The organism is Oxalobacteraceae bacterium OTU3CAMAD1, assembly GCA_024123915.1.
Lineage (GTDB): Bacteria > Pseudomonadota > Gammaproteobacteria > Burkholderiales > Burkholderiaceae_D > Rugamonas.
Genome location: CP099650.1, coordinates 3607386 through 3621402, shown reverse-complemented (window position 1 = coordinate 3621402; position 14017 = coordinate 3607386). Strand labels below are relative to the sequence as shown.

Genomic DNA, 14017 nt, shown 5'->3' with positions numbered 1-14017 from the left:
ACATACTGGCGGTTGCCAGCTGTCGCCACTGTATAACGCTACCCACAGGCGACGCTAATGATATTATTTCCCCTTATTGTCTCCTGAAAATCTACAATGACCACGATCGATTTGTTTAACGATGTGCCCGCCTTTGTGGCGGTGGTGGAAGCGGGCAGCTTCGCCGACGCGGCCAGGCGCTTGCACTTGTCGCGCTCGGCCGTGGGCAAGGCGGTGGCGCGGCTCGAGGAGCGCTTGAATGTCAGGCTGTTCCAGCGGACCACCCGTAGCAAGAGCCTGACCGACGACGGCCAGATTTTTTACGAGCACTGCCAGCACGCGATTGCCGCGTTGCAGTCCGGGAAAGCCCGGCTGGAAACGGGGCGCAAAACCGTCAGTGGCCGCCTGCGGGTGACCATGCCGGTGCTGTTCGGGCGCATGTGGGTCGCGCCGATTTTGATGGGCCTGGCGGCTGCCAATCCCGAACTCTCGCTCGAACTTGATTTCCGGGACCACGTTGTCGATCTCATCGACGCGGGCATGGACTTGGCCATCCGAAATGGCCCCGTCGGCGTCGTCACCGGCCTGCAAACGCAGCGCATCGCCCTTAGCCGCTACGTCGTCTGTGCTTCGCCTGCCTATGTCGAACGGCACGGCGTGCCGGCCACGCCCGACGATCTCGCCCGGCATGAAGCGATCGTCTACAGCCGCGATGGCCATTTGCATGTTTGGCAATTTCTTCGTGCCGACGGCACGCCGATGGAGTTGGTGCCGCCGGCCAGATTGGGCCTGAACGATCTGGGCGCCATGCTCAACGCGGCGCTGGCCGGGCAAGGAGTCGCGTGGCTACCCGAATGGCTGGTGGCCGAGGCACTCGAGCGAGACGAGCTGGTCAACCTGATGCCCGGGCTGGCAAGCAGGCTTGAGGAAATTCATCTGATCTGGCCGGAATCGCCGCATCTGCCCACCCGGACACGGGTCGCGATCGACCTGGTCGCGCAAAGCATCGCCGCCGCGCGCTGGTCGATCGCCTCAACCTCTCAGACCCGGTTGTAGTCCAGGCGGTTAGGCCCAGGCAGCGTTCGAATAGTTGTGGCGACCGCGCATTGGCGACGCGCGGCCGGCAGGCCGGCGCGCCGCTATGCCGCTTAGGCGATTTGCGTGAGCAACAGGGCTGCCGCTTCCGCCGACGAGGCGGGATTTTGGCCGGTGATCAGCAGGCCATCGCGCACCACATACGAGCCCCAGTCCGGGCCTTTGGAATACACGCCGCCCTTGGCGACCAGCTCGTCCTCGACCAGGAACGGCACCACGTTGGTCAGGCCCACGCCCTCTTCCTCGGTATTGGTGAAACCGGTCACTTGCTTGCCGTCGACCAGCGGACGGCCGGCGGGCGTTTTGACATGGCGCAGCACGCCGGGCGCGTGGCAGACCAGCGCGACGGGCTTGTTGGCGGCCAGGAAGGATTCGATCAGCGCGATCGAGTGCCGGTCTTCGGCCAGGTCCCACAGCGGGCCGTGGCCGCCCGGATAAAAGACGGTGTCGAAATCGGCCTGGTCGACGCTGTCGAGGCGGACGGTGGCCGCCAGTTGGGCGGTCGCGGCGGCGTCGGCCTCGAAGCGACGGGTCTGCTCGGTCTGGAACGATGGCTCGTTGCTCTTCGGGTCCAGCGGCGGCTGGCCGCCCAGCGGCGAGGCCAGCACGACTTCCACGCCGGCATCCTTGAACGTGTAATACGGCGCGGCCAGTTCCTCGAGCCAGAAGCCGGTCTTGCGGCCAGTGTTGCCCAGGGTGTCGTGCGACGTCAAAACCATCAGTACTTTTTTCATGTTAGTTCTCCAAAGTTAAGCTAGACCTTACCGCGCATACTTAATAGAGTAGACCAGTCGTCTAAGCTCGATTTAAAAAAATCAGACCATCCGCGTTTTCTTGTTTGCCGTTTGGTCCGTCCATGTGAAGGACTTTATCACCGATTAGACCGGTCGTCTATAATTATTTTAGAAAATTCGAACGTTGCAATGATCGGCTGTTTAGATTCACTCGTCGCATGAGATTGTCGACCGCAAGGCTCAGCGGCGACTACGACACGCCGCCCCTCGCGCGCCATCATCAAGAGCTCACCCAGAACACTTCTGTTTGCCAGAAGTGTCCGTGCCAATTTATCTGATTGTGGCAGTGCGCGCGCCACCGTAATCTAGCGGACTTTACCCACTTCTTTGCAGGCCACATCCATGAAAGCACTGCTCTTGTTAACTTTAATGACGGTCTCGGCTGCATGCGCGCGCGAGCCAGCCGAAGCGCCCTCCGCCACACCGCAGCCGGCGCCATCGTCCACGGCCGGCTTCGCCCCCGGCGCCAATGATCGGATATTGATCGAGAAACTGCTCGCCACCTATACGGACGCCGTCTCGACCAAAAACCAGGCGATGTTCGAATCAATCCTGCTCGCCAAGACGATACCATTTTCTTACGTGCCCGACGATGCGTCCGGCGCGGGCCTGGCGGACACCGCGAATTACGAGGTTTTCCGGCGCGGCGTGTTTGAAGGCGCCCCGTTCACCCAGCGCTTTATCGACGTCCACATTCTTGTCGACGGCAATCTCGCCAACATCACGCTGGTGTTCATCAACACGCGCGGGCAAGGCGAATCCAGGGGGTGGAAAACGCTCCAGCTTCTCAAGACGAAGCAAGGCTGGAAGATCGCCAGCGAGTTTTTCACATTGCGTCGCTGAAAACACATCGCGAACTGGCGCAGCTTGAGACGAACAAGGCGGTGACCTTGTCGACCGATATCGAGCGGAAAGCCGTCGGTCGATAAGGCCTGCCCGGCCCCGCGCCGTCGCGCCGGCTCCTAGGGCGAATCGCCCTTGGCCATCTGGCCGAACACCTCGTCGCGCCGCACCCAGGCGTGATACAGCGCCGCGCCGAGGTGGGCCAGGATGGTCAGGAACATCACGTAAGCCAAGGCGCCGTGCAGCGGGCGCAATATGCCATACATCTCGGGGCTGTGCGGCAGGATGGCCGGCAGGTGCACGCCGCCGAACATCTGGATCGGATAACCGCCGGCCGACAGCATGGCCCAGCCGATCACCGGCATCGCCAGCATCAGCGCGTACAGCAGCCAGTGCGAGGCGTGCGCGGCGAATTTCTGGATGGCCGGCAGGTCGGACGGCAGCGCCGGCGTCGGCCGGGTCAAGCGGTTGACAAGGCGCACGATGGCCAGCAGCAAAATGGCGATGCCGAGCGGACGATGCAGGTCCAGCAGTTGGTCGCGGTACCGCAGCGAGACGACCATGCCGGCGCCGACGAACAGCATGGCGAGGATGGCGAGGGCCATGGACCAGTGCAGCACCCGGGCAAGGAGGTTGAAGTGGCGTGGGCGGTTCATCGTGCGCTCCCGTTCTGGCCGATAGGTTGGGCGGTCTTGCCTTGGCTGATTTCGCGCTCGCGCCGGTTGAACGACACCGAGTACGCCGCCGAGCGGGCGTGCAGCACGGGATCGTCGCTGGCGGCGATGCCGGTCGGCAGTATCAACGGGTCGAAATTGATGTCGCGGCAAGGACCGTTCGCTTGCGGCTCGGCATGGGCCAGGGTCAGGGTGCCGATGGTGGCCTCTTGCCGCGTGTCGGGCCAAGCCTTCGAGGGATCGGTGATCGGATCGCCGGGCGCGGCGATTTGCACCACCATGTCCCAGACCAGCGGAGCGGCGGCGAGACGCCGGCTCAGGTCCTCCATGAGGAAATTGGGGTCGGCCGCCTTCAATTGCTCGGCTGTCATCGCCACGAACGGCGTGCGCGGGCGCATCGACCAGCGCACCATGCGGTCGGTGCCCTGCCCGTCCGTCAGGCGGAACGCGTTCACGCCGTTGAAACGGGTGCTGCCCAGGCTGTCCGACCGGGGCGCCGATTTCGCCCACGCCTGGAACGCGGCGATCTCCGGGTTTGCGGCCAGCACGGCCTTCATCTTGTCCGGGTCGGGCTTGCCGGTGGCCGGATCGGGCTTGCCGGCCTCGTTCATGGCCTGGAACGCCTGCGGCGTGGCGGCCGCGAAGAACGGGAAGCTGTTCATCGCGATGCGCCAGTCCTGGCCGTCGTCCGTTTTCAGCTGCACGGCCATGCCGCGCACCGGCGAAGCGCCGTCCGGCGCATACGGATTGTTGGAGGACGCGGAAAAGCGGCCGATGACGGCGATCGACGGTTGCGAGAAAGCGCGCGCCGTCGACAGTTTGGCCGCTTCGGGCGTCGGCGCGAATGTCCCGGCGAAACAGACGCCCTTGCTGTGCGCGCGCCGGAAACCGGCCGCCTGCTTGCCGGACGCCTCGGCGAAGTCCATCATTTTTTGCGGCGTCAGGTTGTGGTTGCCGAACCAGCCGCCCACCCACGCGAACAGCGCGGCAAGGACGGCCAGGATCAGGGCGATCGGCAGCAGCAAAATCATGGAGCCGCGGCGCGGCGTGGGAGTGGGCGTGGGCATATCGGCTGGCTTTCGTTGGTGGCTACATCAGTGGACCGAGTTTAGCCGCCTTATCATTACTTCCGGATTACTAATTGTGTCTGGTATGTATCAACCGTGGCGGCGGCCTGGATGTCCCGGGCCGCCGGGTGTGGCTCGCGTATCAGGCCTCCGGGGCGTTTTCCAGAGCGAAGTTGCGATAGGAGTGCAGCGGACGGCCCAAGATCCTGGTGAGGCGCTCGACGTCGCCTGCTTCGGGGATCATGCCGTCGCTGACATAGCGCTCGGCCATCAGGCGCATCTCGTAGGCCATCCACTTCGGCATGAAGCTCGCCAGATTCTGTTCGAATCCGGTTGGGTCGTCGCCGCCATAGGCCACCGGACGCCCCAGCACCTCGGACCAGATCGCCGCCACGCCGGCGCCGGTGAGCGTGTCGGGGCCGACCAGGTTGATGGTGTCGATCGGCAGCTTGCCCGGGGCCCGTTCGCGGCGGATCAACTCGATCGCGGCGACTTCGGCGATGTCCCGGGCATCGACCATGGCCACGCCTTTGGCGCCGATCGGCATCGGGTACACGCCGTGCTGGAAGATGACGTCCTTGACCATGTGTTCGTTGTCGATGAAGTACGACGGCCGCAGGATGGTGGCGCTAAAGCCCATCTGTTCGATCATCCGCTCGGCCCCCAGCTTCACCGCGAAGTGCGGCACGTTGACGAAGCGGTCGCTATGCAGCACCGACAAATAGACGAGCCGCTCGACGCCCGATTCGCGGGCGATGTTCAGCGTGATCAGCGCCTGGGTGAATTCGTCGCCGGCCACGGCGTTGAGCAGGAACAGCGTGCCGACGCCCTTGAAGGCGCTGCGCAGCGAGTCGATGTCGAGCAGATCGCCCTTCACGATCTCCACGCTGGAGGGAAAGTCGGCCTTCGACGGATCGCGAACAAGGACGCGCACGTCGGCGCCCCGGGTAACGAGTTGCTGGACAACTTGGCGGCCGACACGGCCGGTGGCGCCGGTAACGAGGATGGTCATGGTATTTCTCCTTGGTTGCGTATGAAAGAATGTGTTTGGAAGACAGTTCCATAGTAGGGGTACCGCGCACGATCCGATAGATGGCATAATGAGACCCATCGTCTCGCTGGTGGAACACATGGACTTGCTTGCACTCACCGATTTCAACCTTGTCGCCCGGCACGGAGGGTTTGGACGCGCCGCCCGGGCCACCGGCCGCCCCAAAGCCACGCTATCGCGCCGGGTCGCGGAACTGGAGGCCGGCCTCGGCCTGCGCCTGCTCGAACGCGGCGCCAATTCGCTCAAACTGACCGAGGAGGGTCGCGCGCTTCATGAGCGCACCTGGGCGTTGTTGACGGAAGTCGACGAAACGGTGGCGGCGATCGTGTCCGGCGGCGAGACGCCGCAAGGCCGGTTGAGGGTGAGCGCGCCGCTGCTTTTTTCGCACGCCGCCATGGGCAAACTGGCCGCCGGATTCGCGGTGAAATATCCCCTGGTCAGGCTGGAGGTGACGACGGAAGACCGTCCCGTCGACATGGTCGAGGAAGGCTACGACCTGGTGATCCGCGTCAACCCGGATCCCGACGCCAGTCTGGTTGGGCGGATCTTGCTGCGCGATCGGCTGGTGGTGGTGGCGCATCCGGATTTGCAGCGGCCGGCGGACAAGTCGGCCGTCCCCGCCGTGGTGCGAGGGACAGCCGACAGAAGCACCGTTTGGAGTGTGACGGCGCCTGCTGGGAAATCCACCGTCGCCGTCGACACGGTGCTTCGTTTGTCGTCGCACCTCATGGTGCGCGACGCCGTCCGGCTGGGTGTCGGCGCCGCGCGCCTGCCATTGTCGCTGGTGCTCGCCGACCTGGCCGCCGGTACGCTGGTCGCGTGGGGCGATATCGATGGGCCGGACGTCGCGCTGTGGGTGCTATATCCCTCCAGGCGGCTATTGAGTGCCCGCGTGTCCGCTTTCCTCGGCTATTTGAGGGAGGCCTTTCCAAACGGCACACCGGACGAGCTGGCCGCCTATATCACCTAGACCATCCTAACGCGGCGCTGGAACGCTCACCCCGGGTTCGGTTTGCACGACAGGCTTCATCGTGCCGTCCGGATTGTATTGCAGATACTCGACGGTCACCGCGCGCCGGCCGGCCGCGCCTTCCATGCCGCCGATCGACAGTGTGGCGTTGTGCAGGAACAGGTACCAGTTATCCTTGAAGTGGGCGATGCCGGGGTGGATCGTGAAGCTGTTTTTGGCCGGCCCCGTCAACAGGCCGCGGTAGGTCCACGGTCCGGTGATGCTTGGCGCTGTCGAGTACGAGACGTGTTCGGCGCCCTGTGTCGCTTTGTCCATCGACGCATAGCTCAAGTAATACAGCTCGCCACGCTTGTGCAGCCACGGGCCCTCGACGAAGTGCGGCGGCGTGATTTCGCTGATCGGCCCGTCGATTTCGATCATATTGGGCTTGAGTTTCGCGATGTAGCAATTCCCATTGCCCCAGGACAGCCAGCTAGTGCCGTCGTCATCGGTGAACACGGTGGGATCGATGTCTTCCCAGCTGTGCGTGCCCTTCGGCGTCATCTCGTTGGTGACCACGGCAGAACCGCGCGCATCGACAAAGGGGCCGGTCGGCTTGTCCGACACCGCCACGGCGATGGCCATGCCGGGATGGGTGTCGTCGTGCGCGACGGAGGCGTAGAAGTAGAACTTGCCGTTCTTTTCGATCGCCTGCGACGCCCAGGCATCGCCTTTGGCCCACTTGAAATCCGTGGCCTTCATGATCGGCGCATGTTCGGTCCATGTCTTCATATCCTTGGTGGAATAGACCAGCCAATCGCGCATGGTGAACATTTCGTCGCGCTTCGCTTCGTCGTGCCCCACATACAGGTACAAGGTGTCGCCGACGACCAGCGGCGCGGGATCGGCCGTGAATTTATCACGGATGATCGGGTTCGCGCCGGAGCGATCGCCGGGCTTGACCTGCGCGCTTGCGGGAACTGTGGCCGCGACCGCGCACAAGGTTATCAAGGCCAGCCACTGTTGGCCGCGACTGTTTTTCAAAAAGCTCATCATTCAGGTATCCATGTAGTGGAAGGTGATGCCGGGGTTACGGCAACCGGGCGGAGTGTATCCCAAACATTGCGGCAAAAATACATGCCAACCCGGGCCGCCGCGGCTGCTGACGGGCGCCGATCGAAAAATCTGCACAGCCATGACGGTACGCGTGCAGATTTTGCTATCGGTCGGCTGGCGCTCGCCGGCGCCACCGTCGCCGCGCGTCCAACGCAAAAAAGTGCAGGATCAATGCGATTTTCTGCACCTTGTAATATCTTCACGGCTAACGCTAATCCGGCTGTCGGGACAACTGTTGGTTTCCGCAGGACGATGACGGGAAGCACTAATGTTGTTACCATTCGTTGTTTACATCACCTCTACAGGAAATCCATGGCAGTCTCCAGCGCAACCGTACCCGTCACCGCCCCCCTCATCGCGTCCGATCCGGTGGTGCTCGGCATTCTGGTCACCATCCTTGCGCTGGTGATGGCCAGCGAGCGCTCGCCCCATCCTTTCTGGCGCAAGTTCTACGCGGTGGTGCCGGCGCTGCTGCTGTGCTATTTCATCCCCGGCCTGCTCAACACCTTCGGCGTGATCAACGGCGAAACCTCGCGCCTGTACCCGATGGCGCGCGACTACCTGTTGCCGATGGCGCTGGTGCTGCTGACGCTCGCCTGCGACCTGAGCGCGATCGCCCGGCTGGGCCCCAAGGCCATCATCCTGTTCCTGACCGGCACCACCGGCATCATCGTCGGCGCGCCGGTGGCGCTGTCCATCATGGGCGTGTTCGACCCGTCGCTGCTGAACCCGGAAGGCCCCAACGCCATCTGGCGCGGCATGACCACCACCGCCGGCGCCTGGATCGGCGGCGGCGCCAACCAGGCGGCCATGAAGGAAGTGTATGGCGTGGGCGCGGACGTGTTCGGCAAATTCGTGGCGGTCGACGTCATCTGCGCCAATATCTGGATGGCCTTCCTGCTGTTCCTGGCCAGCCGCAGCGCGCGCCTGGACGCCTGGCGCGGCGCCGACACCAGCGCGCTCGACGCGCTGCGCATCAAGGTCGAGAAAGTGCAACTGGAAAGCGCGCGCATCGCCGGCTCCTACGACATGGTGCTGATCCTGGCGTACGGCCTGGGCGCCACCGGCCTGGCGCATTGGATGGCGGGCTACATCGTGCCCTTCATCAAGACCCACGCGCCGCACCTGGAGCGCTTCAGCCTGACGGCCAACTTTTTCTGGGTGACGGTGCTGGCCACCACCTTCGGCCTGCTGCTCTCGTTCACCCGCGCCAAGAAGCTCGAAGGCGCCGGCGCCTCCAAGGTGGGCTCGGTGGCGATCTATATACTGGTGGCCACCATCGGCATGCAGATGAACCTGGCCGCGATCTTCTCCGATCCCGAGCTGTTTTTGCTGGGCCTGATCTGGATCAGCTTCCACGGCGCGCTGATGCTGGGCATGGCTTGGCTGATCAAGGCTCCCGTGTTCTACATGGCCGTGGGCAGCCAGGCCAACGTCGGGGGCGCGGCCAGCGCGCCGGTGGTGGCCAGCGCCTTCCACCCGGCGCTGGCGCCGGTTGGCGTGCTGCTGGCGGTACTCGGCTATGCGCTGGGCACCTACGGCGGCTGGATCGCTGGACAGCTGCTGCGCTTGCTCACGGGGGCGTGAGCGGCCTGATGCCGAGAGGCAATCAGCCGGCCTCGAAAACGACGGCGGCGGCATGGAAATCGCCGCGCAGGTCGACCCGCACGCCATGTCCCATCCAGAATGCGCCGCTGGCTTTTTTCGGCGTCTCCGGCATGACGCCGCCTGAAATGAGGCGCATGGCGTACACCTTCGCCGGATCGAGTCCGCGCAATTGAATGCGCGCCGGCGCGTCGCGCCGCGTCCCGGAGTGCAGGAAGGCAAACAGAACCGCTTGTTTGCCATCCTGCGACACCGACAAGGTCGCGGAGCGGGCCGAGCCGCCACGGGGCGATACCAGCCGGTACAACTCGCCTTGCTGGACGGTCATCCGGATCGTCTTGTACGCCGCGACGAGTTGTTTCGCCTTGGCGAAGTCGTCCGCATTCCAATGGTTGAGATTGGCCCCGATCCCGAGCGCGCCTTGCATCGAGGACAGGAAACGGTAGTCCAGCGAGGTGACGCGCTTGTTGACAAAATTGGGCGCGTCGGTCACCCACGCCATCATGATGGCCGGCGCGTACGCCTGGCTGAAGCCGTCCTGGATCAGCAGCCGGTCATAGGGATCGGTGTTGTCGGACACCCAGACCTGGTCGGTCAGCCGCATGATGCCCAAATCGACGCGGCCGCCGCCGCTGGCGCACGATTCGATTTCAAGTCGCGGGTGGCGCCGGCGCAGCTCGGCCAGCAGCTTGTAGAGATTGTCCACATACGCGACATACAGGCGCTGCTGATCGGCCGTCCCGGCGTCCGGCCAGCCGGGCTCGGACCACGCGCGGTTATGGTCCCACTTGAGAAATGCAATGTTATTGGAGGCGAGCAGTTTATCGAGCACCCGCAGCAGGTAGTCGTAGACATCCTTGCGGGCCAGATTGAGGACCAGCTGATCGCGCGCTTCAGACCGGGCCCGCCCGGCAAAGTGGATGACCCAGTCCGGGTGCGCGCGATACAGGTCGCTGTCCGGATTGACCATCTCCGGCTCGACCCACAAGCCGAACTCCATGCCGAGCTCGTTGACTCTTTGGATCAGCGGCGTTAGCCCGTTCGGAAACTTCTTCCGGTTGACAAACCAGTCCCCGAGGCCGGCGCGTGAATCGTTGCGCGCGCCAAACCACCCGTCGTCGACGACAAAGCGCTCGACGCCGATGCTCGCCGCCTTCTCGGCCAAGGTCATCTGCCCTGCCTCGTCGACGGCGAATTCGGTCGCCTCCCACGAATTGTAGAGAACCGGGCGCGGGCGCGGCGCCGGGGCGCCCGGCAGTATGCGAGTACGCTGATAGCGGTGGAACAAGCGCGACGCACCGCCGAAACCCGCGCCGGAATACCCGGCATGAAACGCCGGCGAGGCCAGGCGTTCGCCCGGTTTCAGGCGATAGGCGAAATCGAAAGGGTTGTACCCGGCCGTCGCGCGCAGTCCTCCCAGGGAATCGATGTCCACGCTGATGCGCCACGAGCCGCTCCACCCCAGTGCGCCAAACCATACCGGTCCGGACTCTTCTTCGGTAGCGCCCCTGCTGATCGAAATCCAGGGATTGGCCTGATGGGAAGTCATGCCCTTGCGGCTTTCGAGCACCGTGGCGCCCGGCGTGACGGGACGGGTTTGCAACGCGAACTCGCCCGCCCAGCGCCCGGTCAGGTAGGACAGCTGATAGTCGTCGCTGTAGGGCAAATTGACGCTGGCGGCCGCCAGCTGGTCGATCTGGATCGGGCCGCTGGTCCGGTTCTCCACCGTGGCGGCGCGCGAGAGGATACCGGTGGCGGCGTCCATCGCATACGCCAGGGTGACATGCACCGCTCGGCTCACGTCCTTGAGCCGGACCACCAATTCGTCGCCGTTCAGTTGATGATCGACATAGCGCAGATCGAGGTCGCGCACGCCATCGGGAAAGGTCACCTTGAGCGCCGGCTCCACCGTCAGCCCGCCGCCGAAGCCCGGAAACTCGAACGGCGTGACGATGATCGACATCTCGTTGCTGGAATTGTCCGGCACCGGAACGGCCCCCGGCAACTGGTCATCGCGCGCCAGGGAACTGCCCCAATACAGGGTTTGCAGGCGGCCGTCCGGATTGACGCCGAAGGCGTATGTCACCGCGCCCCCGTCCAGCCGGAAGACCTTGCTCGCCGCATCGACGGTCGGCAGCGCCTTGGCGCTCCCCGCGATGGACAAACCGGCAAGACCACCCAGCAATCCCATGCATACAGTGCGGCGACGTTGATCGATATTCGTCATGAAGTCCTTGTGGAGGTGTTGGACGGGCGCGAGCGGTCACCCGGCGCCGGCCTATTGTATGGCGGCGGCGAACGAACAAGCAAGCGCTCGGCGAGGCGCGATCCCCGCCACCTCGGGAGGGACAAGACGAGACTATCTACCCATATAGGGATAGCTGACATCCGCAACCAGTGGAATCACCGTCGGGTTCAAACCGGCGAAAACCACATCCTGCATCAAAAGTGAGACATTCACGCGTACAGTGTCTGGCCGAAAGAATCCTAAGCAAGCCGCGCCGTCGCAGGTTATCGCAACCCCGTACGCAAAATCTCCTGGCGCAAGCTCTGCCAGTTCCATTGTCAAGATGGCATTCGCCACCGCTACTGCCGCGGGCGCTCGCGCAGGGTTGCTCATATCGGCGGCAGGAATTGTGGACAAGTAGCGCGCGGCGTCCTGCGCAGCATGCTGGATGGCGGTGTAGTGCCAAAAAACGCGGCCCAGATACAGCGGCATTATCAGCATCAACACGAGAAAGGGTAAAACGATTGCGAACTCGACGGCTGCAATACCGCGCTGTCGGCCAGCGCTACCCTTATAGACGGCACTCATAAATAAAACTCCCCGACGCATATTTGCGGTAACCATGATTCTAGGCGGCAACTAGCGAAGGGGAATTGATGATTGACAATATTCTTGTACGGCGATGCGCTGAGGCGACCCTGCAAAAAGAGTATCGGGGGCGCAGCCGGCCGCCGTCGACTAGGCAGCCAAGTCGCGCAGAATTTCACACTCACTCACACGCACCGTGCTCGTGCACCGGGACCGCAGCCGCGACAGCTCTCCCTGCAGCGCTTTCAACTCGGCCATTTTGCGCCGGATCTCGCCGATATGCTGGTCCAACAAATCATTCACGCCGCAGCATGGCTGTTCAGGATGGTCCTGAAACGCCAGCAGCGACTGCACTTCATCCAGCGACATGTCCAGCCCACGGCAGCGGCGGATGAAGGTCAGCCGGTCCAAGTGCGCGGCGCCGTACAGCCGATAGTTGCCGCTGGAGCGAGTCGGCGCGGCGAGCAGGCCGCGCTGTTCGTAATAGCGGATGGTCTCGGCCTGGCAGCCGGTGCGCGCAGCCAGTTCGCCTATTTTCAAATTCATCACACTTCCCCTTGACCTTGTAGTAACTATAGGGATTCTAATGCGATTTTGAAAGGGAAGTCGTCACGGCTGATTGCCCGGTTCTCGCGCAAGAACCGTATGCGACTTAAGTCCTGGTGGGCGGCCTCCCCGCCGGGCTAGTTTGTTTCCTCGCCAATGCTCCTATACTGGGGCCATCCACTCAACTGCAAGGAGCATGATGAATACCCTCACCAGAAATCGACGTGACTGGCTGCGCGGTGTTGCCGGCCTCACCCTCGGCGGCGTCGCCCTGGCTTCGCCGCTGCGCGGCTCCGCCGCAGTCGGGGCATCCGGCAAATGGGATAGCCTGGCCGCGCACTACGATGTGGCGCCGGAATTCGTCAATCTGGAGAACGCGTACTACGGCATCATGCCGACACCGGTGGCCGACGATTTCAAACGCAACATCGATTACCTGAACCGCCAGAATTCGCACTATCTGCGCGGCCAGTTCGACCGCGCCGGGATCGAGGCCATCCGCGCCACGCTTGCCGGGCATGCCGGCGTCGCCACCGGGGAAATCGCCATTACCCGGGGCGCCACCGAGTCGCTGCAAAACCTTATCGCCAACTACCGCCCGCTCAAGGCCGGCGACACCGTCATGGTGGGCAACCTCGACTACGACACCATGATCGACGCAATGAACGACCTGGCGCGCCGTCGCGGCGCCAATGTGGCGACGGTGCTGATTCCTGAACCGGGCACCCGCCAGGCGGTGATCGACACCTACGAGCGGGCCTTGCGCCAGCACCCCCGCACCCGGCTGCTGCTGCTGACGCACATCAGCCACCGCACCGGCCTGGTGATACCGGTGGCGGAGATCGTCGCCCTGGCCAAGCGCCGCAACGTGGACGTGATCGTCGATATCGCCCAATCCTGGGGCCAGCTGGATTTCCGCATTCCGGACCTCGGCGCCGATTTCGTCGGCGCCAACCTGCACAAATGGATAGGCGCGCCGCTGGGGCTGGGCTTCCTCTACATCCGCGAGTCGCGCCTGCAAGACATCGATATCCAGCTGGGCAACAGCAGTTACCCGGCCACCGACATCCGCGCGCGCGTCCATGCCGGCACCGTCAACGCCGCCGGCGTCATGACCATTCCCGCCGCGCTGAAATACCACGGCCAGATCCCAATCGCCGAACGCAGTGCCCGCTTGCGCGAACTGCGCGACTACTGGGTGCGGCGCGCGCTGGACGTGCCGGGCGTGCAGATTCTCACGCCCGAGGAGCCCGGCGCGTACGGCGCCGTCACCTCCTTCCGCCTGCGCGGCAAGACCAGCTTCGAGGACAACGTGGCGCTGGCCCGAACGCTGATGGACGACTACGGCATCTTCACCGTCGCGCGCAGCGGACCGGTGGGCGGCGCCTGCATCCGCGTCACGCCGGCCTTCTTCACCCGCACGGCGGATCTGGACAAGCTGGTGGTTGCGACCCGCGCGCTCGCCGCCATGGCTTAATACCCG

Annotated in this window: 13 protein-coding genes; 5 read left to right on the top strand and 8 right to left on the bottom strand. The window is 63.9% G+C overall.

The window, feature by feature from the left end; genetic code table 11:
- Positions 1 to 96 precede the first annotated feature (96 nt).
- Complete coding sequence (locus NHH88_15795) at positions 97 to 1035, top strand: LysR family transcriptional regulator (protein ID USX17173.1); 939 nt, start codon at positions 97 to 99, stop codon at positions 1033 to 1035.
- Positions 1036 to 1127: 92 nt separating this feature from the next.
- Here NHH88_15795 and NHH88_15790 read toward each other — a convergent pair whose 3' ends face one another.
- Positions 1128 to 1808, bottom strand: coding sequence for a type 1 glutamine amidotransferase domain-containing protein (locus NHH88_15790; GenBank protein ID USX17172.1), 681 nt, complete (start codon positions 1806 to 1808; stop codon positions 1128 to 1130).
- 402 nt (positions 1809 to 2210) lie between these two features.
- On the opposite strand from NHH88_15790, the gene NHH88_15785 reads away from it, so the two are divergent.
- Positions 2211 to 2711, top strand: a complete 501-nt coding sequence (locus tag NHH88_15785; GenBank protein ID USX17171.1) for a nuclear transport factor 2 family protein — start codon at positions 2211 to 2213, stop codon at positions 2709 to 2711.
- Positions 2712 to 2830: 119 nt separating this feature from the next.
- Here NHH88_15785 and NHH88_15780 read toward each other — a convergent pair whose 3' ends face one another.
- The 3 genes from NHH88_15780 to NHH88_15770 form a co-directional block, all read right to left on the bottom strand.
- Entirely contained in the window at positions 2831 to 3367 is a 537-nt protein-coding gene (locus tag NHH88_15780) for a cytochrome b (GenBank protein ID USX17170.1), read from the bottom strand.
- Complete coding sequence (locus NHH88_15775) at positions 3364 to 4452, bottom strand: catalase family peroxidase (GenBank protein USX17169.1); 1089 nt, start codon at positions 4450 to 4452, stop codon at positions 3364 to 3366. Before NHH88_15775 ends, NHH88_15780 begins: the two co-directional genes overlap by 4 nt.
- A gap of 142 nt (positions 4453 to 4594) precedes the next feature.
- Positions 4595 to 5464, bottom strand: a complete 870-nt coding sequence (locus tag NHH88_15770) for an NmrA/HSCARG family protein (GenBank protein ID USX17168.1) — start codon at positions 5462 to 5464, stop codon at positions 4595 to 4597.
- A 118-nt stretch (positions 5465 to 5582) separates the two neighbouring features.
- Here NHH88_15770 and NHH88_15765 point away from each other — a divergent pair, with 118 nt between their 5' ends.
- Entirely contained in the window at positions 5583 to 6473 is an 891-nt protein-coding gene (locus NHH88_15765) for a LysR family transcriptional regulator (protein ID USX17349.1), read from the top strand.
- Between the two features lie 6 nt (positions 6474 to 6479).
- On the opposite strand, the gene NHH88_15760 is transcribed toward NHH88_15765, so the two are convergent.
- Positions 6480 to 7508 carry a glycoside hydrolase family 43 protein gene (locus NHH88_15760; protein ID USX17167.1) on the bottom strand — a complete coding sequence of 343 codons (1029 nt, stop codon included), beginning with the start codon at positions 7506 to 7508 and terminating at the stop codon, positions 6480 to 6482.
- 372 nt (positions 7509 to 7880) lie between these two features.
- Here NHH88_15760 and NHH88_15755 point away from each other — a divergent pair, with 372 nt between their 5' ends.
- A complete protein-coding gene (locus NHH88_15755; GenBank protein USX17166.1) occupies positions 7881 to 9155 on the top strand; it encodes a DUF819 family protein in 1275 nt (424 codons plus the stop codon).
- Between the two features lie 22 nt (positions 9156 to 9177).
- Here NHH88_15755 and NHH88_15750 read toward each other — a convergent pair whose 3' ends face one another.
- From NHH88_15750 to cadR, 3 genes are all read right to left on the bottom strand, one after another.
- The gene (locus tag NHH88_15750) at positions 9178 to 11400 is read right to left on the bottom strand and encodes an alpha-galactosidase (protein USX17165.1); all 2223 of its coding nucleotides are present in this window, start codon (positions 11398 to 11400) and stop codon (positions 9178 to 9180) included.
- 132 nt (positions 11401 to 11532) lie between these two features.
- Positions 11533 to 11988: a pilus assembly protein gene (locus NHH88_15745; GenBank protein USX17164.1), complete on the bottom strand. Its 456-nt coding sequence runs from the start codon at positions 11986 to 11988 to the stop codon at positions 11533 to 11535.
- 150 nt (positions 11989 to 12138) lie between these two features.
- Complete coding sequence (gene cadR, locus NHH88_15740; GenBank protein ID USX17163.1) at positions 12139 to 12534, bottom strand: Cd(II)/Pb(II)-responsive transcriptional regulator; 396 nt, start codon at positions 12532 to 12534, stop codon at positions 12139 to 12141.
- A gap of 199 nt (positions 12535 to 12733) precedes the next feature.
- On the opposite strand from cadR, the gene NHH88_15735 reads away from it, so the two are divergent.
- Positions 12734 to 14011, top strand: coding sequence for an aminotransferase class V-fold PLP-dependent enzyme (locus tag NHH88_15735; protein ID USX17162.1), 1278 nt, complete (start codon positions 12734 to 12736; stop codon positions 14009 to 14011).
- Positions 14012 to 14017 lie beyond the last annotated feature (6 nt).

What these genes read in the sequence shown, in the direction of transcription:
- NHH88_15795 (USX17173.1), top strand. Translation starts at nt 97, where the DNA reads ATGACCACGATCGATTTGTTTAACGATGTGCCCGCCTTTGTGGCGGTG.
- NHH88_15785 (USX17171.1), top strand. Translation starts at nt 2,211, where the DNA reads ATGAAAGCACTGCTCTTGTTAACTTTAATGACGGTCTCGGCTGCATGC.
- NHH88_15770 (USX17168.1), bottom strand. Translation starts at nt 5,464, where the DNA reads ATGACCATCCTCGTTACCGGCGCCACCGGCCGTGTCGGCCGCCAAGTT.
- NHH88_15735 (USX17162.1), top strand. Translation starts at nt 12,734, where the DNA reads ATGAATACCCTCACCAGAAATCGACGTGACTGGCTGCGCGGTGTTGCC.
- NHH88_15755 (USX17166.1), top strand. Translation starts at nt 7,881, where the DNA reads ATGGCAGTCTCCAGCGCAACCGTACCCGTCACCGCCCCCCTCATCGCG.
- cadR (USX17163.1), bottom strand. Translation starts at nt 12,534, where the DNA reads ATGAATTTGAAAATAGGCGAACTGGCTGCGCGCACCGGCTGCCAGGCC.
- NHH88_15745 (USX17164.1), bottom strand. Translation starts at nt 11,988, where the DNA reads ATGAGTGCCGTCTATAAGGGTAGCGCTGGCCGACAGCGCGGTATTGCA.
- NHH88_15780 (USX17170.1), bottom strand. Translation starts at nt 3,367, where the DNA reads ATGAACCGCCCACGCCACTTCAACCTCCTTGCCCGGGTGCTGCACTGG.
- NHH88_15760 (USX17167.1), bottom strand. Translation starts at nt 7,508, where the DNA reads ATGATGAGCTTTTTGAAAAACAGTCGCGGCCAACAGTGGCTGGCCTTG.
- NHH88_15790 (USX17172.1), bottom strand. Translation starts at nt 1,808, where the DNA reads ATGAAAAAAGTACTGATGGTTTTGACGTCGCACGACACCCTGGGCAAC.
- NHH88_15765 (USX17349.1), top strand. Translation starts at nt 5,583, where the DNA reads ATGGACTTGCTTGCACTCACCGATTTCAACCTTGTCGCCCGGCACGGA.
- NHH88_15775 (USX17169.1), bottom strand. Translation starts at nt 4,452, where the DNA reads ATGCCCACGCCCACTCCCACGCCGCGCCGCGGCTCCATGATTTTGCTG.
- NHH88_15750 (USX17165.1), bottom strand. Translation starts at nt 11,400, where the DNA reads ATGACGAATATCGATCAACGTCGCCGCACTGTATGCATGGGATTGCTG.